This is a genomic window from Pseudomonas kitaguniensis (assembly GCF_049199985.1).
Lineage (GTDB): Bacteria > Pseudomonadota > Gammaproteobacteria > Pseudomonadales > Pseudomonadaceae > Aquipseudomonas > Aquipseudomonas kitaguniensis.
Genome location: NZ_JBLZPT010000001.1, coordinates 292015 through 313658 on the forward strand (window position 1 = coordinate 292015; position 21644 = coordinate 313658).

Genomic DNA, 21644 nt, shown 5'->3' on the forward strand with positions numbered 1-21644 from the left:
CGCTCTGGAACCCTGTAAAAACGCCTGCGTTTTCCGCCACGTTCTTACAGAGCTTGGGTGGCGGCTTCTATAGTTAGTGTGCCGCCCACTCGATCTTGGAGATATCGACACCGTCTTTGAACATGTCCCACAGAGGCGACAGAACGCGCAGCTTGTTGACGGCTTCGCAGACTTTCTGCGCGGCGTAGTCAACTTGCTCTTCCGTGGTGAAACGGCCGAACGTAAAGCGGATGGAGCTGTGTGCCAGTTCGTCGTTGCGGCCCAGGGCGCGCAGCACGTACGAAGGCTCAAGCGAAGCCGAGGTGCAGGCCGAACCGGACGAAACCGCCAGGTCCTTGAGCGCCATGATCAGCGACTCGCCTTCGACATAGTTGAAGCTCAAATTCAGGTTGTGCGGTACACGAGCAGTCATGCTGCCGTTGATGTACAGCTCTTCAAGGTTTTCGACCTGCTTGTAGAAGCGCTCGCTCAAGGCCTTGATGCGCACGTTTTCGGCAGCCATGTCTTCCTTGGCTACGCGGAAAGCTTCGCCCATGCCGACGATCTGGTGGGTCGCCAGGGTGCCCGAACGCATGCCGCGCTCGTGACCGCCGCCATGCATGCCGGCTTCGATGCGCACGCGAGGCTTGCGGCTCACGTACAGCGCGCCGATGCCTTTAGGGCCATACGTTTTGTGGGCGGAGAACGACATCAGGTCGACTTTCAGCGCCGCCAGGTCGATGTCGACCTTGCCGGTGGACTGAGCAGCGTCAACGTGCAGCAACACACCTTTGGAGCGAGTCAGCTCGCCGATGGCCGCGATGTCGTTGATGGTGCCGATTTCGTTGTTCACGTGAATCACCGAAACCAGGATGGTGTCTTCACGCATCGCGGCTTCGATCATCGCCGGGGTGACGATACCGTCGGTGGTTGGCTCAAGGTAGGTAACCTCAAAACCTTCACGTTCCAGTTGGCGCATGGTGTCGAGGACAGCCTTGTGCTCAATCTTGGTGGTGATCAGGTGCTTGCCTTTGGTCGCATAAAAATGCGCCGCGCCCTTGATTGCCAGGTTGTCGGACTCGGTTGCACCGGAGGTCCAGACGATTTCGCGCGGGTCGGCGTTAACCAGGTCGGCGACCTGACGACGAGCGTTCTCGACCGCTTCCTCGGCTTTCCAGCCGAATACATGGGAGCGCGACGCCGGGTTGCCGAAGTTTCCGTCAACCAGCAGGCATTCGCTCATCTTTTGCGCGACACGCGGATCAACCGGGGTGGTCGCTGAGTAATCAAGGTAAATAGGCAATTTCATGGACTTTCTCCTAATCAGGCTGGCTGGCGTGCCGTTAGCTCTTCGGCTGTCACTCGACGGCGGACGCTTCAATCTTGTCCAGACGCGGCGCCTTGGTGTTGCAACGGCGCTGGTCCTGACGCTGGGCTACTTCTTGCACCTCACGGCGAGTCACAAGATCAGCCAAGCTGATACCACTCAAAAACTCATGGATCTGCAGGCTCAAGTCACACCACAAGTGGTGCGTCAGGCAGGTGTCGCCGGCGTGGCAATCACCCAGGCCCTGGCATTTGGTGGCGTCGACGGATTCATTCACCGCGTCGATCACCTGAGCTACCTGAATGCCCTGCATGTCGCGGGACAGCTGATAGCCACCACCCGGCCCACGTACGCTTGACACCAAGCTGCTGCGGCGCAATTTGGCGAACAGCTGTTCGAGGTAGGACAGGGAAATGCCTTGGCGCTCGGAGATATCAGCCAGGGACACCGGCCCAGTTTGCGCGTGCAAGGCCAGGTCAAGCATGGCGGTTACCGCGTATCGGCCTTTTGTAGTCAGTCTCATGGACAAGTACCAAGGTGTTTCAGAATGGGAGCAAGTATGCTATTCCCGAGTATTTAAGTCAACTATAAGACCTAGTACTTTAGTCAGGATTACCCGTAAAAAGGGCGCGCGAATCATAGCAGGATGGCGCGAAACGGAATAGCGGAACGGGCCATACGAGGACCGATGGGAATATGCAGATCAAAATGTGGGAAGGGGGCTTGCTCCCGATAGCGACGTATCAGTGAGCACATCCAGTGACTGACCCACCGCTGGCGGGATCAAGCCCCCTCCCACAGAGGATTTGCGGTAACTGCCAAACCTCAGCCAACCTTGGTGGTGGCAGTTTCACTCTTGATCTCGGCAAAGTCCTCTTCGCGCAATTCAGGCAGGTCCTTGGCACAGTAGCCGCTGCCCAGCTCCTTGAGCGCGCCGCACATGCCGTCCAACTTGCCGTCCACCGCCTGCAAGTGATCGAGCAACTGGCCAATGGCGCGCGCCACCGGGTCCGGCATGTCTTCGCTGACGCCGTAGGCATCAAAGCCGATCTTCTCGGCCATCGCCTTGCGCTTGGCTTCCTGCTCCTCACCGACCTCCGGCTTGACGATGATTCGCCCCGGAATACCGACCACGGTGGCGCCAGGCGGCACGGCCTTGGTCACCACGGCATTGGAACCGACCTTGGCGCCGGCGCCGACGGTAAACGGGCCAAGCACCTTGGCGCCCGCGCCCACCACCACACCATCACCCAACGTAGGGTGGCGCTTGCCTTTATTCCAGCTCGTGCCACCGAGCGTTACACCTTGATAGAGCGTCACGTCGTCGCCGATTTCGGCAGTCTCGCCGATCACGATACCCATGCCATGGTCGATAAAAAAGCGACGGCCGACCTTGGCGCCCGGGTGAATTTCGATCCCGGTCAACCAGCGACCGAAGTTCGACACCAGCCGCGCCAGCCACTTCCAGCCCATCCCCCACAAGGCGCCGGACACGCGGTGAATCCAGATGGCGTGCATGCCGGGGTAGCAAGTCAGCACTTCAAAGGCGTTGCGCGCCGCCGGGTCACGGTGGAAAACACTCTGAATATCTTCTCGCAAACGCTCGAACATTTTTAATCCTTTCGCTTAAGAAGCTCGCCACGGGCCGCTTTTTGGGTTTCCGTGAGGATGCCACGCAATATATTCATTTCGGCTCGACTGACCGAGCTACGCCCATATAGCCGACGCAGGCGCGCCATCAAGTGCCGTGGCTTTTCAGGATCAAGGAATTCGATGGCCACCAAAGTTTGCTCCAGGTGCTCATAGAAGCGCTCCAGCTCGTCCATAGTGGCCAACTCGCCGCTTTTGGTCGACGCTACTTCGTCCTTTTCCACCTTACTCGGCTGGCCCGCCGCAGCCAGCCAGGCCATACGCACTTCATAACTCAACACCTGCACCGCCGCCCCCAGGTTCAGCGAACTGAACTCTGGGTCAGAGGGAATGTGCACATGGAAATGACATCGCTGCAGCTCGTCATTGGTCAGGCCGGAGTCTTCACGACCAAACACCAAGGCGATCTCAGCGCCGCCGGCGGCCTCCTCCACTACCTTGGTGCCGCACTCGCGCGGGTCCAGCAGCGGCCAGGGAATGCGACGGTCACGCGCGCTGGTGCCAAGCACCAGATTGCAGCCGACCAAGGCGTCTTCCAGCGTGGCGACGACCTGGGCATTGGCCAGCAGGTCATTGGCGCCGGACGCACGAGCATCGGCCTCGTGGTGCGGGAACACGCGCGGGTCGACCAGCACCAGGCGCGTCAGCCCCATGTTCTTCATGGCTCGCGCCACCCCGCCGATGTTGCCGGGGTGACTGGTATTGACCAAGACGACACGAATGTTTTGCAGCAAGGGAGGCGCTCTCGGACACAGGAAAGGGGAGCAAATCTTACAGAACAGCCTAAGGTTATGCCATGAAAGCTAACGTCGCCCTTCACCTGAACAAAGTTTCTGCTAGAATGCCCGGCTTTCTTTAACAACCTTAGGTGACACATCCATGCAGCCCATGCTGAATATCGCGCTGCGCGCCGCCCGCAGCGCCAGTGAATTGATCTTCCGCTCCATCGAGCGCCTGGATACCATCAAGGTCGACGAAAAAGACGCCAAGGATTATGTATCCGAGGTGGACCGCGCCGCCGAACAGAAAATCATCGACGCGCTGCGCAAGGCCTACCCTACCCACGGCATCCTCGGTGAAGAAACCGGCCTGCACAAAGGCAGCGGCGAAGGCGAAGATTACCTGTGGATCATCGACCCACTGGACGGCACCACCAACTTCCTGCGCGGCATCCCACACTTTGCGGTCAGCATTGCCTGCAAATACCGTGGCCGCCTGGAACACGCCGTTGTGCTGGACCCGGTCCGCCAGGAAGAATTCACCGCCAGCCGTGGCCGTGGCGCCCAACTGAACGGTCGTCGCCTGCGCGTCAGCGGCCGTACCAGCTTGGACGGCGCCCTGCTGGGCACTGGCTTCCCGTTCCGTGACGACCAGATGGACAACCTCGAAAACTACTTGGGCATGTTCCGCGCCCTGGTCGGCCAGACCGCCGGCATCCGTCGCGCAGGCGCTGCCAGCCTCGACCTGGCTTACGTCGCCGCCGGTCGTTTTGACGCGTTCTGGGAGTCGGGCTTGTCCGAATGGGACATGGCCGCAGGCGCCCTGCTGATTCAAGAAGCAGGCGGCCTGGTGAGCGACTTCACCGGTGGTCACGACTTCCTCGAAAAAGGCCACGTGGTTGCCGGCAACACCAAATGCTTCAAGGCAGTACTGACGGCGATCCAGCCGCACCTGCCAGCTTCGCTGAAACGCTAAGCGAGCGAGCACAAAAAAAGCACCCCAAGAGGTGCTTTTTTTATGCCTGCCATTCGTGCAACGGCACTAACCCAATGTGGGAGAGGGCTTGCTCCCGATTGCAGTGTGTCGGCCTACCTGTAGGCAGCTGACATACCGTCATCGGGAGCAAGCCCCCTCCCACGTTTTGAATTGCACCCGCCGGCAATTACTGCGGCTGGTTTTGACCCAGGATCAGACGACCTTCTTTGTCGACCGGGATCTGGCCGCCTGGATCACGGTCCATACGCACTGAACCTTCCTTGCCATCCAGGTTGTAACGCACGTCGTAACCTACCACCTTGTCGCTGATGTCGTTGACGGTGTTGCAGCGCGTTTGCGTGGTGGTGTAGGTATCGCGGTTCTGCATGCCTTCCTGAACCTTGTTACCGGCGTAACCACCACCGACCGCACCGGCTACAGTCGCCAGCTTCTTGCCATTACCACCACCGACCTGGTTGCCCAACAGGCCACCTGCCAGCGCACCAACCACGGTGCCAACGATCTGATGCTGATCTTCTACCGGCTTCTGCCGGGTTACCGCGACGTCCTTGCAGACTTCGCGAGGGGTTTTGATCTGGGTTTTCACCGGCTGCACTGCCAGCACTTGCGCATACTCAGGGCCGCTTTTTACCAGGCTGTAGGTGGCAACAGCACCCCCGGCAGTCACACCGACAGCACCCAATAACGCACCAACCAGTAACGACTTGTTCACATGAACCTCCTGACCATCACAAGCGGACCGAAACGTCCGCGCTATACCCAGCCTTGGAGCAAAAAAAAAGGCACGAGTTCAATACTCGTACCTTTTTTGTAACAGCAGATCAACGAACGCCCATCAAGGGCGGTCATCGACCTCCTTGCCGGTAGCGGAAGGAGGGATCAAGTCTTCGCTGTTGAGGTTCAACCAGATCAGCACCACGTTGGCGATGTAGATCGACGAGTAGGTACCCGCCAGCACGCCGATAAACAGCGACAGCGAGAAGCCCCACAGGTTGTCACCGCCGAAGATCATCAGGGCCGCGATCGCCAACAAGGTGGAGATCGAGGTGGCCATGGTGCGCAGCAGGGTCTGCGTGGTGGAGATGTTGATGTTCTCGATCAACGTCGCCTTGCGCAGTACACGGAAGTTCTCACGAACCCGGTCGAATACCACGATGGTGTCGTTGAGCGAGTAACCAATGATCGCCAATACCGCCGCCAGCACCGTCAGGTCGAAGGTGATCTGGAAGTAGGCCAGGATACCCACGGTCACTACCACGTCGTGGATCAGCGACACGATCGCGCCGACGCCGAACTTCCACTGAAAGCGGAACGCCAGGTAGATCATGATGCCGACCAGCGCCATCAGCATGCCGAGGCCGCCTTGGTCGCGCAGCTCTTCGCCCACTTGCGGGCCGACGAACTCGACGCGCTTGACCGCCGCCGGGTTGTCGCCGCCGACCTTCTGCAAGGCCTCCGCCACCTGGTGACCCAGTTGCGGGTCTTCGCCAGGCATGCGCACCAGCAGGTCGGTGGTTGCACCGAAGCTCTGCACGATGGCCTCGTGATAGCCAGCCTTGACCAGCTCGTTGCGCACCAGGGTAACGTCGGCCGGCTTCTCGTAGGTCAGCTCGATAAGCGTACCGCCGGTGAAGTCCAGACCGTAGTTCAGGCCCTTATGGAACCAGCTGAACAACGCCAGAACGGTAAGGAGCACAGTGACGCCGAACGCAACGTTGCGAACGCCCATGAAGTTGATTGTACGTAACATGGCAGCCCCTTAAATCCACAACTTCTTGAAGTCACGCCCGCCAAAGATCAGGTTGACCATTGCGCGGGTCACCATGATGGCCGTGAACATCGAGGTAAAGATACCGAGGGACATGGTTACCGCAAAACCTTTGACCGGGCCGGTGCCCATGGCAAAGAGAATCCCGCCGACCAGCAAGGTGGTCAAGTTGGAGTCGAGAATCGCGGTAAATGCCCGGCCGAAGCCTTCGTTGATTGCGCGCTGCACGGTCATGCCGTTGGCGATCTCTTCACGAATACGCGAGAAGATCAGCACGTTGGCGTCCACCGCCATACCCATGGTGAGTACGATACCGGCGATACCTGGCAGGGTCAGCGTAGCCCCCAGCAACGACATCAACGCCAGCAGCATCACCATGTTGCCCGCGAGGGCGACGGTGGCGATCACGCCGAAGAAGCGGTAGATGGCGATGATGAACAGCGACACGAACAGCATGCCCCACAAGGCTGCATCAACACCCTTGGTGATGTTGTCGGCACCCAGGCTCGGGCCAATGGTGCGTTCTTCAGCAAAGTACATCGGCGCCGCCAGGCCACCAGCGCGCAACAGCAGCGCCAGTTCGGACGACTCGCCCTGGCCGTTCAGGCCAGTGATACGGAATTGAGCACCCAGCGGCGACTGGATAGTCGCCAGGCTGATGATCTTCTTCTCTTCTTTGAAGGTCTGCACCGGCACGTCTTTCTCGACGCCGTTGACCATTTGCTTGGTGTAGGTAGTGACCGGGCGCTGCTCGATGAAGATCACCGCCATGCTGCGACCGACGTTGCTGCGCGTGGCGCGGCTCATCAGTTCGCCGCCGTGGCCATCCAGGCGGATGTTCACTTCAGGTGTACCGTGCTCGCCGAAACCAGCCTTGGCGTCCGTCACCTGGTCGCCGGTGATGATCAAGCCACGCTCGATCAACGCTGGAGGACGATTGCCTTCGCGGAACTCGAACTCTTCGGAAGTCGCGCGGGACGCACCCGGATCAGCCGCCAGGCGGAATTCCAGGTTGGCGGTTTTACCCAGGATACGCTTGGCTTCAGCCGTGTCCTGCACACCCGGCAGTTCAACCACAATGCGGTTGGCACCCTGACGTTGAACAATCGGCTCGGCCACACCCAGCTCATTGACGCGGTTACGTACCGTGGTCAAGTTCTGCTTGATGGAATATTCGCGGATTTCCGCCAGCTTGGCCGGGGTCATCGCCAGGCGCAGTACCGCCTGACCATTGAGGTCGGCCGGCACGATGTCAAAATCGGTGAAGCTCTTGCGGATCAGCGCACGGGCCTGTTCGCGGGAAGCTTCATCAGCAAAGCCCAACTGGATAGCGCCGTTGAGCTGCGGCAGGCTGCGATAACGCAACTTCTCTTTGCGCAGCAAGCTTTTCACATCGCCTTCGTAAACTTTCAGGCGTGCGTCCAGGGCTTTGTCCATGTCGACTTCCAACAGGAAGTGCACACCACCGGACAAGTCCAGACCCAGCTTCATCGGGTGCGCGCCAATGCTGCGCAGCCATTTTGGCGTGGTCTGTGCCAGGTTCAGCGCGACAACATAGTCATCACCCATGGCCTTGCGCACAACGTCTTTGGCCGGCAACTGGTCTTCTTGCTTGGCCAGGCGCAACAAACCGCCCTTGCCGTCAGCCGCCAATGTTGCCGCTTTAACCTGGATGCCCGCGTCGGTGAGCGCTTTGCTCGTGCGGTCCAGATCAGCCTGATTGACCTGCAACGCAGTGCTGGCGCCAGTGATCTGGATCGCCGGGTCATCAGGATAGAGATTGGGAGCGGAATAAATAAAGCCGATCGCCAGCACCGCCAGGATCAGTACGTATTTCCACAGAGGGTATTTGTTCAGCATCACGCCGCCCGCTTATAACGCGGGGCGCCTTGCGCGCCCCGTCGATTGGTAAAGGTTGAAACTTAGATCGCTTTGAGCGTGCCTTTTGGCAGCGTGGCAGCGATGGCGCCCTTCTGGAACTTCATTTCTACGGTGTCGGAGACTTCCAGAACCACGAAAGCATCGGCAACCTTGGTGATCTTGCCGGCGATGCCGCCAGTGGTCACAACTTCGTCGCCTTTCTGCAAGCTGCCCAGCAGGTTCTTCTGCTCTTTGGCGCGCTTGGCCTGTGGACGCCAGATCATCAGGTAGAAGATGACCAGGAAGCCGACCAGGAAAATCCACTCAAAACCGCCGCCCATAGGGCCAGCAGCGGCAGGCGCAGCGGCATCAGCCATGGCGTTAGAGATAAAAAAGCTCATTTAGCACTCCAGTTGCAAATAGTGAATCTTAGGGTCGGAAAACTCAGGCCAAGGGCGGCACAGGCAGCCCGCGCTTGGCATAGAAGGTATCGACGAAGGCGGCCAATGTACCCTGTTGAATAGCCTCGCGCAAACCAGCCATCAGGACTTGGTAGTGACGCAAATTGTGGATGGTATTCAACATGCTACCCAGCATTTCGCCGCACTTGTCCAGATGGTGCAGATAAGCACGCGAGAAGTTCTGGCAGGTGTAGCAGTCGCAGGTTGGATCCAGCGGCGAATCATCATGGCGATGGAACGCGTTACGGATCTTCAGCACGCCGGTATCGATGAACAGATGCCCATTGCGGGCATTACGGGTTGGCATCACGCAATCGAACATGTCCACACCGCGGCGAACACCCTCTACGAGATCTTCCGGTTTGCCAACGCCCATTAGGTAACGAGGTTTTTCAGCAGGCATCAGGCCCGGCAGGTAATCGAGCACCTTGATCATCTCGTGCTTGGGCTCGCCCACCGACAAACCGCCGATGGCCAGGCCGTCAAAGCCGATTTTGTCGAGGCCTTCCAGCGAGCGCTTGCGCAAGCTTTCATGCATGCCGCCCTGCACGATGCCGAACAACGCCGCGGTGTTCTCGCCGTGCGCGTTCTTCGAGCGTTGCGCCCAACGCAGCGACAGCTCCATGGAAACGCGCGCCACGTCTTCGTCCGCCGGGTACGGCGTGCATTCGTCAAAAATCATCACGATGTCGGAGCCCAGGTCGCGCTGCACCTGCATCGATTCCTCCGGGCCCATGAACACTTTGGAACCGTCGACCGGCGAGGCGAAGGTCACGCCCTCCTCCTTGATCTTGCGCATGGCGCCCAGGCTGAACACCTGGAAGCCACCGGAGTCGGTGAGGATCGGGCCTTGCCACTTCATGAAGTCATGCAAGTCGCCATGCTTCTTGATCACTTCCGTGCCGGGGCGCAGCCACAGGTGGAAGGTGTTGCCGAGGATGATCTCGGCGCCGGTGGCGATAATGTCACGCGGCAGCATGCCTTTTACCGTGCCGTAGGTGCCCACCGGCATGAACGCCGGGGTCTCGACGGTGCCGCGCGGGAACGTGAGGCGACCACGACGAGCCTTGCCATCCGTGGCCAACAATTCAAACGACATACGACTCATAGTTGTTCCTCATGGCCCGTCTCTACAGGAGCAGTCGGCGCAGGGTTACGGGTGATGAACATCGCATCACCGTAGCTGAAAAAACGGTAGCCATTGTCGATGGCGGCCTGGTAGGCGGCCATCGTTTCCGGGTAACCGGCAAATGCCGACACCAGCATCAACAGCGTGGATTCCGGCAAATGGAAATTGGTGACCAGGCAATCGACCACATGGAACGGCCGGCCAGGGAAAATAAAAATATCGGTGTCGCCGCTGAACGGCTTGAGCACGCCATCGCGCGCCGCACTCTCCAGCGAACGCACGCTGGTGGTGCCCACCGCCACCACTCGCCCACCGCGCGCCTTGCACGCAGCCACCGCATCCACCACTTCCTGGCTGACTTCCAGCCATTCGCTGTGCATGTGATGGTCTTCGATGTTATCCACACGCACCGGCTGAAACGTGCCGGCCCCCACGTGCAGGGTCACATAGGCAGACTCGACGCCCTTGGCGGCAATCGCATCCAGCAGCGGCTGGTCGAAATGCAGGCCGGCAGTCGGCGCAGCCACCGCGCCCAGGCGCTGCGAGTACACCGTTTGATAGCGCTCGCGGTCCGAGTCTTCGTCGGGGCGGTCTATATAAGGAGGCAGCGGCATATGACCGACACGCTCCAGCAGCGGCAACACCTCTTCGGCAAACTTGAGTTCAAACAAGGCGTCATGGCGCGCGACCATCTCGGCTTCGCCACCGCCGTCAATCAGGATGCCCGAACCCGGTTTGGGCGACTTGCTGGAGCGCACATGGGCCAGCACGCGATGGCTGTCGAGCACCCGCTCCACCAGAATTTCCAGCTTGCCACCGGACGCCTTCTGGCCAAACAGCCGCGCCGGAATCACCCGGGTATTGTTGAAAACCATCAAATCGCCTGGGCGCAAATGCTCAAGCAAATCAGTGAATTGACGGTGTGCAAGGGCACCACTGACCCCGTCCAGGGTCAGCAGTCGACTGGCGCGACGCTCGGCCAAAGGGTGGCGAGCGATCAGCGAATCAGGGAGCTCAAAGGTAAAGTCAGCAACGCGCATGATGGGGTTCGTCTAGCAGGGGCGGGAAGTCTAGCGGAAATAGTGAAAATAGACCATGAAACGTGATTGACCAACGGTAATCTCATCTCTATACTTCGCCGCCATTGAGCCCTGATGGCGGAATTGGTAGACGCGGCGGATTCAAAATCCGTTTTCGAAAGAAGTGGGAGTTCGATTCTCCCTCGGGGCACCACCTTAAAGAAAGACCTTGAAATTCAAGGTCTTTTTTTTCGCCTGTAGAAAAGTGACCGGCCAGCGACACCGCTGCTCGCCAGAAAAGCCCCTTGAGAAACACCACGAAAAACTGATTGAAGACGCCGTGCTTGCCCTGTTGGTAACTTTCAGTTTCGACCACGGCCATGCTTGGAAAGGGTTCGACTTCGACGCCATGAACCGATTGCATGAACAGGGATTCATCAGTAATCCGGTGAACAGGAACAAATCGATTTGGCTGACGGAGGAAGGTATTGAGCGAGGTAGGCAGATAGCCGACCGGTTGTTTGGGGTGAAAGGTAAATCGGAGCCTCTACCCGCGGATAGCTGACAGATGCAGCAAGCGGGTGCATGTGCTCTCCAGACGCCTTGCCGGCTTTGAATTAGGGTGCGTACGAATCTCCCTGATGCGCTGATTACCCTTCTAGAATTACCTCAAAGATACTTAGCGAGTCACTCATCAACATCCCGGCCAGATACACCATCAACACAGCAACGCCAACGTCCAAACATCGCCAGACCACAGCTGAGCGAAACAGCCCGGTCAAGCGCTGACAGCCCAGCGTAAGTAACACGAACCATATCAACGAAGCCGTCATTGCACCGGCCGCGAACAAGGCTTGTTGGCCAGCAGGTTTGGCTGCGCCGATGGAGCCAATCAGCACAACGGTATCGAGCCAGGCGTAGGGGTTGGCGAAACCAAGCACCATTGCTGTGCGCAGCAGCCCGCGTTGCGAGTTGCCGCCTTGAGTGTCCGGCATGGATTGGTTGCGGAGGCTGGCCAATAAGCGCTGGGCACCGAACCACAGCAGATAGGCTGCGCCTGAGAGTAACAAGAGCGCCATCACCTGTGGCCGACTGCCCAACAGCGAACCTAACCCGGTGACACCGAAAGCGATCAGCACAATGTCGGCCAGCACGCAGATAGCGACCACGCCCCAGACAGGGCCACGGCTGACACCCTGGCGGATGACCAAGGTGTCTTTTGGGCCTGGGGCAGCAAAAAGCCCAAGGCCAAGTATCAACCCCTCGATAAAGTAAGGCGTCACGGCTACCTTTCAAATCTGGCGTAAAGGAATGCAACAAACGCCAGATCCCAAGGGGTAGCGCGAGGAGTAGTGTGCATAACTCACTTAACGTAGCGGCGATCAGTGTGTCTTTTTTGGCGTACAACGGTGGGGCATGACTATCAGAACGCGGGACACCCTAAGGGCGCTGATCACCCGACGCGGCAGGGAACTGGGCAAATCCATGACCACCTTGGCCAAAGAAGCCTGCATTTCCAGAACCTATCTCTACGGTTTGGCGGGCGGTGCCTCTCAAGACCCTTCCGTGCGCACGCTGATTAAACTGGCCAAGGCGCTGCAGGTTTCACCGCTGCTGCTGTTCCGTTACTTCGCCGACCTGGCTGGTGCGCCGGTCGATGCCCACGCAATGGCTGGCACCAACCGCGCCATTGGCCTGCAGGACCCGAGCGACATTGCCGTGTTCAACGCAGATGTCACCACACCCGACCAAGCCGTGGTGCTGCCGGGTGAGATCTTTCAGAAGACCTGGGAAATCCAAAACCTCGGCGCCCGCCCCTGGCGCGCGCGCAAGCTGGTGCGGGTGGACGGCGAATACGTCATCGCTCAGCGCGCCGCTGCGGGGGCGGCGCTGGAAGTGGTGATGGACACGCACCTGCGCAGCCTGAATAACGAAATTCCAATTGCCGAAACATTGCCCGGTCAACCGGTGCACATCACCGTGGAGTTCGCCGCGCCCAAGGAGACGTGTACCGTCACGTCCATCTGGCGGATAGAGGATGAACACGGGCAACCCTGCTACGGGCCTGCCTTCATCCTGCATGTGATCGTCAACGTCATGGCACGCTGAACCCGTTACGTGTCGCGCTGACTGCCCCATCGCCAATGGCTTGCGCATTAAAATCAACGGCGCGGTCAGCACTTACCCAAGCAACCTTTACCGGGCAGGCGGCGTGAGCCTTGAGCAAGTCGAACGTCGGCCGCCCTTGCCGAATGGCCGTTAGCGCCAGTTCACTAAGCCCACCAACGTCACACTGTTCGCTGCACAAGGTCTTTTTTTTCACGCACAGAACAGTGATCATCGCGCTCCGCCCCGAACGCTGAGGAACCGAGACCATGGAATTGACGCTGGAAGCTGTTGCGCTCTTTGCACTTAAACTGGTGCACGAGACAGTCGGCGGCAGCCCAATTTTAAGGGATGACCTGGTCATGGACGGGTATGAGCGCGAAGTGTTTGGGTTGTTAGTGCGCCAGCGCGAGTTGGCGGTTATTCAATGCAAAATTGATGAATGTATGGCGCAGGCGCTGGCGGCACTCGGCGGTGCCGACACGGTACTAGGGCGCGAATTGCAGCGGCTGGCGACGGACGTGCAAAACGTCGATCAACTCGATGACCTGCCCGCGCCGCTCACCGTGCTCATGGACTACTTGAAAGCTATCCAGTGAACCGGTGAAACGTCATGGCGCGCCGAACCTAGCGCCGCCCTTCCACCGCCATGCGCACCGCCAAGCCCATCAGCACCGACCCCATCAGCCAGCGCTGCACCACCTGCCAACCCGGCCGGGTGACGAAGAACACCGCGATAGAACCCGCCATGACCGCAATCATCGAATTGACGCTAACGCTGATAAAAATCTGCGTAAAGCCCAGTACCAAAGATTGCGTCAACACACTGCCGTGGCCGTTCGGGTCGATAAACTGCGGCAACAACGACACATACATCACCGCCACTTTGGGGTTCAGCAGGTTGGTCAGGAAGCCCATCATGAACAGCTTGCGCGGGCTGTCCGGCGGCAGCTGCTGAACCTGAAAAGGCGACCGGCCACCCGGCTTGACCGCCTGCCAGGCCAGATAAACCAAATACACCGCGCCGCCGAGCCGCAGCGCGTCGTAGGCAAACGGAACCGCCATCACCAACGCAGTAATACCCAATGCCGCGCACAGCATGTACACCACAAAACCCAACGCCACGCCGCCCAGCGAAATCAAACCGGCCGTGCGCCCCTGGCAAATCGACCGCGAAATGAGGTAAATCATATTCGGCCCCGGCGTCAGCACCATACCGAGTGAAATAAGCCCATAGGCAAGCAAGCTGGACATATCGGGCATTGTTTGGCTCCTGGATTTTTGTTGCGTCGGCGTGAAACCCTTGGCCAACGTTGCAGTGTTGGGCGTCATGGTAGGGCGTTCAAAAAGAGCGCGTTAGACACAGATCCGCGAGTAAAACGTCATACACACGCGCAGGCGTTCACCGCACCACTCACCCAAGGACAGGCACATGATCGACTTCAACAACAAAGGCTTCTTCAAGCTCAAACAAAATAACGAATACGCCGAACGCGTCACCGCCCTGCTGCTCGACGGCGAAGAAGTGATCGACGCCTACAAAGCCATGCGCGACGGCGTGGTGTTCACCACCAAACGCATCATCGCCGTGAACGTGCAAGGGATCACTGGCAGCAAAAAGGACTTCACCTCGCTGCCGTACAAAAACATCGTCGCGTACTCAGTGGAAACGTCCGGGACATTTGACCTGGATTCGGAACTGGAGATTTACTTCTCATCGCTGGGCAAAGTGAAATTCGAATTCACCGGCAAAACCTCCATTGTCGAAATCTCACGGATCATTTCCAAACACCTGCTGAGCTGATCAACAGGCAAAAAAAGACCTTGGCATGCCAAGGTCTTTTTTATTGCCTACACGGTTTAAGCGGGCGTACCCCACTCAAACTGTGGGCGCTGGCTTGCCTGCGATGACGCCAGCCCAAACATCCTCAAACTACCCGCCTACAGAGCAACTGCCTCACCCTCCTCCGTTGCCCCATTCGGCAACATCCCGTTCGCCAAATCATCCACCACCGCCTTGGCCATCTCCCCCAAATAATGCGCCGCCCAGGCATAACGGTCCGCGCTTGTGTCCATGGCCGCGTCCAAGGCGAGCATTTTTGAACAGTGAAGCAGCTCGGAGGCATGCTCCAGGGCATCGCGAATGGGTACGCCCGCATTGACGCGGAACAGACGGTGAAGGTTGGGCTGCTTGCCGCAGGTGGAGAAGGTGATAACGCCGAGGGTTTTGTTGAGGGGTGGGTTGATCATTGGGCACCTCCGGCATGTGCGGGGGTGTGGGTTGCGGAGTTGCTAGGGTACGACTTTTCAGAAAAGCTCATTGGTGTAACTCCCGTTTTTCGATGAGAGCTGCACCATTCGTTTCCAGGCGAATGGTGGCAGCTGTGCGCAGGCTGGAAACCGGGGCAAAAGGGCAAACCCGGCAGACTCGAAAGTCTCCCACGCACAGCCGCCATAACACGCATATGCTGGCACAAAAATAGCACCAGCAGTCGTGATAAATGGTGGCGCCTGTGCGCCCTTTATTCCGCGGGTTTCCAGGCCCGGTCGCTGGGTTGGCAGCGACCGGCGAAAGTTAGCCCAAACAACATTCAGAATGAAGCTTCGGTGTGTGACGGAACGTTGCCAATCATGGCCGCTGCGAAAAATAGGTAACTAACCGAGTGCCTGGCCCTTTGTGCCTGTGGTTCGGATGCTTAGAGAAAGCCAAAATATACCCGCTTCAGTCTTAGCCGATTCGCCTCCACGCCACTATTTCAATATCATTTACACCATTAATCAAACAGCGCCAAGCTGCTCCCTGATCATTCATGGAAGTATGAAATGCGGATAATTATTGCAGCCTTGCTGATGTTCAGTACCAATGCCTATGCGGGTTGCCTCAGCATCAATGACATGAACCAGCGTAACTACTGTATCGCCAAAAAAACCGGCAGTGGCTGTAACTCCATAAATGATATGAACCTGCGAAACGCGTGCGAATCGGAAACCAGCCATTAATCGGTAGCATGGCCTCTCAAGTATCGTTTTAAGCATTATGCAGAAACGGGGGGACGAATCTATTCACGTGAGCACGCTGCGCTTCCATTCCTCATGAATCTAACTAGCCCACCGCGCCCGATACCTCCAGACAAACCCAGCCACATCAGTAAATCCCGGAGCGCGGCCAGGTATGCAACACACGCATCGTACGCCGCACTAAAAGGCGAACACCTCATCCGTCATAGCCCATTCTCAGCTCTTGGGCTTGTTGCGCCAGTGCGTCCATTGCCTCATGGCTTTCCTCATCGCGCCGCTGTTTGAACGCGATCAAATCCGGAAACCGAATTCGCCGATGCCGGCCGTTTTTTGTAAACGGAAGTGCGCCCTCCTCTAGCATCTTGACCAAGTGCGGGCGTGAAACGTTAAGCCGGTCGGCGGCCTGCTGCGAGGTCAGTTCGCGCTGGTCTTGCACGGCAGCTTCGACGTCCTTTCCCTGCGCAAGGGTCGTTTTGGGAAGGTGATTGATGATCATGAGGCGGCTCCGGCGTTACGCAATTCAGTTGACGCCCAAGCTAAACGAAACAAACAAACTAAAATCCCAATAATCGAAATAAGTCCGCCAGATCAGGCATCCGTCGACTTTTCCCACGCCCACCATCGAACAAAGCCGACATCAACGTCTGATTCCCCCTCGTAGGCTCACTCCCTCGCACAAGGAAGTGAGCCCGTCATGTCAGAACGCTCTTACCCCATCACCGAAGAAGAACAACTCAAACGGCGAATCCTGACCCCGCAGCCGAAGCGGGCGGCCTATTCGCCGCCGATAGCGGTATTCGACGCGCCACCGATGCCAGCGCCAACGCTGGCCAAACCTTGTGGCTGCACGTTCACCAAACCCTGCCAACTGCCCGACGGCATCATTCGCTACAACGATCCCGCCGGTCATGTGCCGCTGGAGCTGATCAAGGACTACGGCCATTTCAGCCTGTTGGGTGGGCGCGAGGTGGACAGCCAGGGCGCGGTTGCGCTGCGCAAGATCAGCGGCAGCGCACTGCCCGCTGGCTTGGGGCAGTTGGCGTTGCGCTCGGTGGTATTGGAGTCCGCTGCCAGCGCCGTTGGCACTATGGCCGGTGGCTTATTGGCGGGTTTGGTGGCGCTGGCGTGGCCATCGGAGCTGGGCGACAGCGCACTCTACAGCGAGGAGCAATTGCGCTCGATGCAGCGGGCGCGGTCGCAGATGCGCTTGCATGTTGAGCAGCGCGAAGACGGCACGCTCAAGGGGTATGGGTTTTACACAGGCAACAATGCCGATTGGCAGATGATCGATGTGGTGCAGTTCCAAAGCCGTGGCGATCAGTTTGTCGCGGATTTGGGTGAGGGCGTTGAGCTGATATGGACGCCTGCGGTTGATCCGGGCGATACGTTGGGTATTCCGGCGTTGGAGGCCGCGCCACAGGCACCGGTGATTTGGATTTATCCACCGACCGAGAAAGCTGCGCAGATTCTGGGAAACCCGGTTTATCCACCGCAATACCGGGACTTTATTCTGGTGTTCCCGGTGGAGTCGGGTGTTAGGCCGCTGTATGTAGTGGTTAACGAGCCCCGGAAAGGCTTGAGAAATCCGGATTATGATTATTTTCCAGCGCCCAGAACCGAGGACATCACTGGCTTCCCGGGCTTGATAGAACAAAAGAGAAAGACCCGAAAACAGAATGGTGGCGGGCTTAGGGAGCGTTGGAAGGACGCAAAAGGAAGAAAGCTATTTGAATGGGATTCAGAAAAGGGTGAACTGGAAGTCTATCGCTACAGCGATGTGAAACACCTCGGTTCGTTTGATCCCTATACCGGCGAGCAGCGTGGCCCAGCAAAAGATAACCGTCATATAGAAAGGTAGAATGGAGCGTTCGTTATGGCTATGAAAGTACGATTGCAATGGTTCAACAAACAAACCGACAACTTAGATGCCGACGAATACTCAGCAAACTTTGAGGACGACGACATCATTCTTAACGCACTCGGCCTGCACGAGGAACCACAAATCTATGCTGGAGGATTTGACGTTCTCCCAAATTGGATAGCGATTCTCCAGCCATATTTCCGGCAGGTGATAGAACCCGACCTTTTCTACTACCAGATATCCTTTCTCTACCAAGGCGCGTGGCCACCTCCGCCAAAGCAGTCCAAGGATGAGTCCTGATGCAATGAAAAAGCCCCTCTACCGCACAGTCAACACCCGAACCCATGGCGTACGCCACGGGAGCTGTGCTGCTTATAGATATGAACGGCACACCAAGAGCGAAAAGCGCTCACTGTCCAACCGCGGCTCAATGCACAGCCATCACCGACACGGCTTTGATTACACGCCGCTATTCCGGTTTCTCCTGTCCAAAGTCGGCCATCCGTGGGATGCCGTTTTCAGCGAAGCCAACGCCCGCCTGGATCGCCCGGAGCCTGTGTTTTGGATAGTTGCGCTGCATGAAAACGACAAGAAGGAGTATGTGGGACTAGGTGAGTCCACCTATTACAGCGGACTGTGGGTCGACGAGGCAGGTGTGCTGCAAAAGGTTAACGCCCAATTGACGCCCGAACAGATGAAGCCATTTTGTAACTGCTGCACCCACACCTTTAACGGTGTGGTTTTCCCCCAGGTTCCACCGCGCAAGCGTTGAAACATAACCGCGCACACAACCCACCCGTCGCCAAATTCTGCAACGTCAACCGCGTGCCGATCTTCCCCACGATCATCTCCACAATCGCCAAGCCCAACCCCGCGCCATTCGCGTTCCCCCGGCTGTAAAACCGCTCAAACAATCGCCCTAATTCCGCCTCATCGATGCCCGGCCCTTGGTCTTCCACGCTCAAACAATTAGCACCAATCACCACGCGCACCTCGCTGCCGGCCGGCGAGAAGTTGAGCGCGTTGGTCACCAGGTTTTGCAGCGCAATCGCCAGCGCCACCGGTTCGGTTTGCACCCAGCATTGTTCTTGCCCTTCGAGCACCAGTTCCACGCCTTTTTCCATGGCCAGCGGCGTCAGTTCAGCGAGTTCTTCGCGCACCAGTTCGGTGAGTTGCACGCGTTTGCACACGGGGTTGCTGAGGTGCGGTTCGATGCGCGCCATGGTCAGAAGTTGGCTGCCGATGCGGGTGGCGCGGTCGACGCCGTTGACGAGGAAGTCCAGTGCTTCGCGACGCTGTTCTTCGGTGGCGGCGCTTTGCGCGTTTTGCGCGTGGATGCGCAGTATCGCCAGTGGCGTGCGCAGTTCGTGGGCGGCGTCGGCGATGAAGCGGCGTTCGCGGTCGAGCAGGTCATCCACTTGCACCAACAGCCGGTTCAGCGCGGTTTGCATGGGTTCCAGGTCGGTTGGCAGGGGCTTTAAGTGCAGCGGTTGCAGGGTGTCGGTGTTGCGCCCGCGAATGGATAGCACCATGGCGCGCAGCGGTTTGAGGCCCCAGCCGATGGCCAGCCAGATCAATAGGGTCAGCAGTGGCACGCCGATCAGCGTGGGCCACAGGGTGTGGCGCACGATGCGTTCGATCAGGTCTTGGCGAATGTCGTCGCGCTCGCCCACCCAAATCAACAGGCCCTGTTGCGGGTCGGCGAGGAGGAAGGCGCACCAGTCGTTGCCGTTGTCGATCAGGTCGTGGGAGCCGAGGGTGGTGGGCGGCGCAGCCAGCACCGGCGCTTCGGCGGAGCGCACCAACAATTCACCATCAGTGCGCCATACCTGGAAGGTCAGGCGGGTTTCGTAGGGGTGGGCGACGCCCTCTTCGCCGACGCGGCTCATGGCGTGGTCGAAGGCTTGGTAGAGGCGGTTCCAGTCGGCCTCGCCGGGGTCGCGTTGGCGCAGCACGCCTTGCAGCAGGCGGGCGCTTTGGGCGAGTTGGGCGTCGTAGACTTCTTCGATTTCGTGGTGGCTGTCACGCAGCACCAGCCAGCTGATCAGGGCGTCACCGAGCAGTATCAGCACCAGCACCGGGATGAGAATACGCGCGCGAACCGAGGTCATGGTTTGAGCGCCAGCACGTAGCCGACACCGCGCACGGTGCGGATCAGTTCGGTGGAGAGTTTTTTGCGCAGGTTGTGGATAAGTACTTCGAGGGTGTTGCTCTCCACGCGGTCTTGCCAGCCGTACAGCGCGCGGGACAAGCGCTCGCGGGTCACGACTTTGCCGGGGCGCACCATCAGTTGGTGCAGCAGTTGGTATTCCATCGGGGTGACGATGATGTCTTCATCCTGGTAGCGCACGTGTTGGGTGGCCGGGTCGAGGCTGACGCCGGCGTGTTCCAGCAGCGGTTGCGCGCGGCCCTGGCTGCGGCGCAACAGGGCGCGCACGCGGGCTTTGAGTTCTTCGACGTCGAAGGGTTTGACCAAGTAGTCGTCGGCGCCCGCGTCGAGCCCGGCGATGCGTTCGGCGGTGCCGTCACGGGCGGTCAGAATCAGCACCGGCAGGTCGTGCTGTTCGGCGCGCAGTTGCTGCAGCAGGTCGAGGCCATCGAGGCGCGGCAGGCCGAGGTCGAGCAACAGCAAATCAAAGCTTTCAGTGCGCAGGGCATGCAGGGCGCTGAGGCCATCCTGCAGCCAATCGAGGGTGTAGCCTTCGGCGCCTAATGCCACGCGAATGCCTTGGCCGAGGGCGCGATCATCTTCGACGAGGAGTAGGCGCATAACGGAATCTCTGTAGGAATCGGCGGCATCATGCCGGGTTCTGGCGCGGGCTATTCCGGGAAAGATGTTACGGCTCATTGCCAACTAAGGTTGCGCTAAGGTTGGTTTTGCACTGTGCAATCTCCCACATCTGCTGAGAGCTTTTCCATGCGCAAAATTCTCTTGTTGTCCCTGATTATCGCCAGCCCTTTGGCCGTCGCCGGCCCGCAGTGCACCACCGCCGAGCGCTCGCAATGGCAAGACCAAAAGGTGTTTCAGGACAAGCTCAAGGCCGAAGGCTATGAGATCAGCAAGTTCAAGGTCACCGACGGCAATTGCTATGAAATCTACGGCTTTGACAAGGACAAGCGCAAAGTCGAAATCTACCATGACCCGGTCACCGGCAAAGCCGTGAAGACTGAGATCAAGGGCTGATGCAAGGCGAATCCCTGCGCCTGTGGGACCCTTTGGTGAGGCTGTTTCATGCGTCTATCGCCGGGGTCTTTGTCGCCAATTACTTCTTTAACGAAGCAGGCGACGACTGGCACGTTTGGCTGGGCTACTACGCCATGGCCTGGCTGTTGGTGCGCACCGTGTGGGGGTTCGTTGGGCCGCGCAGCGCGCGTTGGTCAGATTTCTGGCCAACGCCTGCACGGCTCGCCGCCCATGCGCGTAGTTTGGTCAACGGGCGTCCGCTGCATCGGCTCGGCCATTCGCCAATTGGCGCATTGGTAATGCTGTTGATGTTGCTGGCATTGCTGACCATCGGCACCAGCGGCTTCTTGATGCAGGAAGTCGACGCCTTGTGGGGCGCCGATTGGCCGCTGCACGTGCACGAGACCGCCGCCAATGTGTTGCTCGGTTTGGTCTGCGTGCATGTACTGGCAGCGGTGTTTGAAAGCATCCAGGTGCGGGACAACCTGCCGTTATCCATGCTCACCGGTCGCAGGAAGCGCCTGCCGGATGAACGTGCGCAGTAATCCTCTTTCCGACAGGTTCTC

The 21644-nt window shown here is 58.6% G+C and carries 26 protein-coding genes and 1 tRNA gene; 11 read left to right on the forward strand and 16 right to left on the reverse strand.

All coding sequences use genetic code 11. From position 1 onward, the window contains the following. Window positions 1-73 precede the first annotated feature (73 nt). From ACOZK9_RS01405 to trmJ, 4 genes are all read right to left on the reverse strand, one after another. A complete protein-coding gene (locus ACOZK9_RS01405; RefSeq protein WP_122250690.1) occupies window positions 74-1288 on the reverse strand; it encodes an IscS subfamily cysteine desulfurase in 1215 nt (404 codons plus the stop codon). A 49-nt stretch (window positions 1289-1337) separates the two neighbouring features. Further along, complete coding sequence (iscR, locus tag ACOZK9_RS01410; protein ID WP_058414863.1) at window positions 1338-1829, reverse strand: Fe-S cluster assembly transcriptional regulator IscR; 492 nt, start codon at window positions 1827-1829, stop codon at window positions 1338-1340. A gap of 302 nt (window positions 1830-2131) precedes the next feature. Beyond that, the gene (gene cysE, locus ACOZK9_RS01415) at window positions 2132-2917 is read right to left on the reverse strand and encodes a serine O-acetyltransferase (protein ID WP_122250691.1); all 786 of its coding nucleotides are present in this window, start codon (window positions 2915-2917) and stop codon (window positions 2132-2134) included. Between the two features lie 2 nt (window positions 2918-2919). Next, the gene (trmJ, locus tag ACOZK9_RS01420) at window positions 2920-3690 is read right to left on the reverse strand and encodes a tRNA (cytosine(32)/uridine(32)-2'-O)-methyltransferase TrmJ (protein WP_058414865.1); all 771 of its coding nucleotides are present in this window, start codon (window positions 3688-3690) and stop codon (window positions 2920-2922) included. A gap of 145 nt (window positions 3691-3835) precedes the next feature. Between trmJ and suhB the strand changes: the two genes are divergently transcribed. Further along, window positions 3836-4651, forward strand: coding sequence for a type III secretion system regulator SuhB (gene suhB / locus ACOZK9_RS01425; RefSeq protein WP_003175971.1), 816 nt, complete (start codon window positions 3836-3838; stop codon window positions 4649-4651). A gap of 187 nt (window positions 4652-4838) precedes the next feature. On the opposite strand, the gene ACOZK9_RS01430 is transcribed toward suhB, so the two are convergent. The 6 genes from ACOZK9_RS01430 to queA all read right to left on the reverse strand — a co-directional run bounded on the left by ACOZK9_RS01430 (window position 4839) and on the right by queA (window position 10930). Then, a complete protein-coding gene (locus tag ACOZK9_RS01430) occupies window positions 4839-5384 on the reverse strand; it encodes a glycine zipper 2TM domain-containing protein (RefSeq protein ID WP_421555135.1) in 546 nt (181 codons plus the stop codon). Between the two features lie 123 nt (window positions 5385-5507). Beyond that, entirely contained in the window at window positions 5508-6422 is a 915-nt protein-coding gene (secF, locus tag ACOZK9_RS01435) for a protein translocase subunit SecF (protein WP_421555136.1), read from the reverse strand. A gap of 9 nt (window positions 6423-6431) precedes the next feature. Further along, window positions 6432-8300, reverse strand: a complete 1869-nt coding sequence (gene secD / locus ACOZK9_RS01440; RefSeq protein ID WP_122250692.1) for a protein translocase subunit SecD — start codon at window positions 8298-8300, stop codon at window positions 6432-6434. A gap of 62 nt (window positions 8301-8362) precedes the next feature. Further along, window positions 8363-8701, reverse strand: coding sequence for a preprotein translocase subunit YajC (gene yajC, locus ACOZK9_RS01445; RefSeq protein WP_003238439.1), 339 nt, complete (start codon window positions 8699-8701; stop codon window positions 8363-8365). A 43-nt stretch (window positions 8702-8744) separates the two neighbouring features. After that, on the reverse strand, window positions 8745-9860 hold the full coding sequence (gene tgt / locus ACOZK9_RS01450) for a tRNA guanosine(34) transglycosylase Tgt (RefSeq protein WP_421555318.1): 1116 nt from the start codon (window positions 9858-9860) through the stop codon (window positions 8745-8747). A 5-nt stretch (window positions 9861-9865) separates the two neighbouring features. Then, window positions 9866-10930: a tRNA preQ1(34) S-adenosylmethionine ribosyltransferase-isomerase QueA gene (gene queA, locus ACOZK9_RS01455; RefSeq protein WP_421555137.1), complete on the reverse strand. Its 1065-nt coding sequence runs from the start codon at window positions 10928-10930 to the stop codon at window positions 9866-9868. Window positions 10931-11038: 108 nt separating this feature from the next. Between queA and ACOZK9_RS01460 the strand changes: the two genes are divergently transcribed. Both ACOZK9_RS01460 and ACOZK9_RS01465 read left to right on the forward strand, forming a co-directional pair. Next, window positions 11039-11123, forward strand: a tRNA-Leu gene (locus tag ACOZK9_RS01460). Between the two features lie 15 nt (window positions 11124-11138). After that, the gene (locus ACOZK9_RS01465; RefSeq protein ID WP_421555138.1) at window positions 11139-11474 is read left to right on the forward strand and encodes a DUF6429 family protein; all 336 of its coding nucleotides are present in this window, start codon (window positions 11139-11141) and stop codon (window positions 11472-11474) included. Window positions 11475-11559: 85 nt separating this feature from the next. On the opposite strand, the gene ACOZK9_RS01470 is transcribed toward ACOZK9_RS01465, so the two are convergent. Continuing rightward, window positions 11560-12192 (reverse strand): LysE/ArgO family amino acid transporter, encoded by a 633-nt coding sequence (locus ACOZK9_RS01470; protein ID WP_421555139.1) that lies wholly within the window; start codon window positions 12190-12192, stop codon window positions 11560-11562. A gap of 133 nt (window positions 12193-12325) precedes the next feature. Between ACOZK9_RS01470 and ACOZK9_RS01475 the strand changes: the two genes are divergently transcribed. After that, window positions 12326-13018, forward strand: coding sequence for an NBR1-Ig-like domain-containing protein (locus tag ACOZK9_RS01475; RefSeq protein ID WP_421555140.1), 693 nt, complete (start codon window positions 12326-12328; stop codon window positions 13016-13018). 266 nt (window positions 13019-13284) lie between these two features. Then, window positions 13285-13614 (forward strand): hypothetical protein, encoded by a 330-nt coding sequence (locus ACOZK9_RS01480; protein ID WP_421555141.1) that lies wholly within the window; start codon window positions 13285-13287, stop codon window positions 13612-13614. 28 nt (window positions 13615-13642) lie between these two features. On the opposite strand, the gene ACOZK9_RS01485 is transcribed toward ACOZK9_RS01480, so the two are convergent. Then, window positions 13643-14278, reverse strand: coding sequence for a LysE family translocator (locus tag ACOZK9_RS01485; protein ID WP_421555142.1), 636 nt, complete (start codon window positions 14276-14278; stop codon window positions 13643-13645). Window positions 14279-14447: 169 nt separating this feature from the next. On the opposite strand from ACOZK9_RS01485, the gene ACOZK9_RS01490 reads away from it, so the two are divergent. Further along, window positions 14448-14819 (forward strand): PH domain-containing protein, encoded by a 372-nt coding sequence (locus ACOZK9_RS01490; protein WP_058414876.1) that lies wholly within the window; start codon window positions 14448-14450, stop codon window positions 14817-14819. A 137-nt stretch (window positions 14820-14956) separates the two neighbouring features. On the opposite strand, the gene ACOZK9_RS01495 is transcribed toward ACOZK9_RS01490, so the two are convergent. Both ACOZK9_RS01495 and ACOZK9_RS01505 read right to left on the reverse strand, forming a co-directional pair. Beyond that, window positions 14957-15265 carry a DUF3077 domain-containing protein gene (locus tag ACOZK9_RS01495; protein WP_152751386.1) on the reverse strand — a complete coding sequence of 103 codons (309 nt, stop codon included), beginning with the start codon at window positions 15263-15265 and terminating at the stop codon, window positions 14957-14959. Between the two features lie 964 nt (window positions 15266-16229). Beyond that, the gene (locus tag ACOZK9_RS01505) at window positions 16230-16529 is read right to left on the reverse strand and encodes a helix-turn-helix domain-containing protein (RefSeq protein ID WP_421555143.1); all 300 of its coding nucleotides are present in this window, start codon (window positions 16527-16529) and stop codon (window positions 16230-16232) included. A 198-nt stretch (window positions 16530-16727) separates the two neighbouring features. Here ACOZK9_RS01505 and ACOZK9_RS01510 point away from each other — a divergent pair, with 198 nt between their 5' ends. Genes ACOZK9_RS01510 through ACOZK9_RS01520 form a run of 3 tightly spaced genes read left to right on the forward strand, consistent with a single transcriptional unit; the run spans window position 16728 to window position 18666 of the window. Continuing rightward, entirely contained in the window at window positions 16728-17891 is a 1164-nt protein-coding gene (locus tag ACOZK9_RS01510; protein WP_421555144.1) for an S-type pyocin domain-containing protein, read from the forward strand. 15 nt (window positions 17892-17906) lie between these two features. Then, complete coding sequence (locus tag ACOZK9_RS01515) at window positions 17907-18194, forward strand: colicin E3-like toxin immunity protein (protein ID WP_152751383.1); 288 nt, start codon at window positions 17907-17909, stop codon at window positions 18192-18194. A 4-nt stretch (window positions 18195-18198) separates the two neighbouring features. Continuing rightward, window positions 18199-18666, forward strand: a complete 468-nt coding sequence (locus ACOZK9_RS01520; protein WP_421555145.1) for a hypothetical protein — start codon at window positions 18199-18201, stop codon at window positions 18664-18666. Here ACOZK9_RS01520 and ACOZK9_RS01525 read toward each other — a convergent pair. Then, entirely contained in the window at window positions 18623-20005 is a 1383-nt protein-coding gene (locus ACOZK9_RS01525) for a sensor histidine kinase (protein WP_421555146.1), read from the reverse strand. The two genes, ACOZK9_RS01520 and ACOZK9_RS01525, sit on opposite strands and share 44 nt — an antisense overlap. Then, on the reverse strand, window positions 20002-20664 hold the full coding sequence (locus ACOZK9_RS01530) for a response regulator (protein WP_122251775.1): 663 nt from the start codon (window positions 20662-20664) through the stop codon (window positions 20002-20004). The genes ACOZK9_RS01525 and ACOZK9_RS01530 overlap by 4 nt, the downstream gene beginning before the upstream one ends. A 147-nt stretch (window positions 20665-20811) precedes the next feature. Between ACOZK9_RS01530 and ACOZK9_RS01535 the strand changes: the two genes are divergently transcribed. Continuing rightward, a complete protein-coding gene (locus ACOZK9_RS01535) occupies window positions 20812-21078 on the forward strand; it encodes a PepSY domain-containing protein (RefSeq protein ID WP_099235507.1) in 267 nt (88 codons plus the stop codon). Further along, window positions 21078-21623, forward strand: coding sequence for a cytochrome b/b6 domain-containing protein (locus ACOZK9_RS01540; RefSeq protein WP_421555147.1), 546 nt, complete (start codon window positions 21078-21080; stop codon window positions 21621-21623). Before ACOZK9_RS01535 ends, ACOZK9_RS01540 begins: the two co-directional genes overlap by 1 nt. Window positions 21624-21644 lie beyond the last annotated feature (21 nt).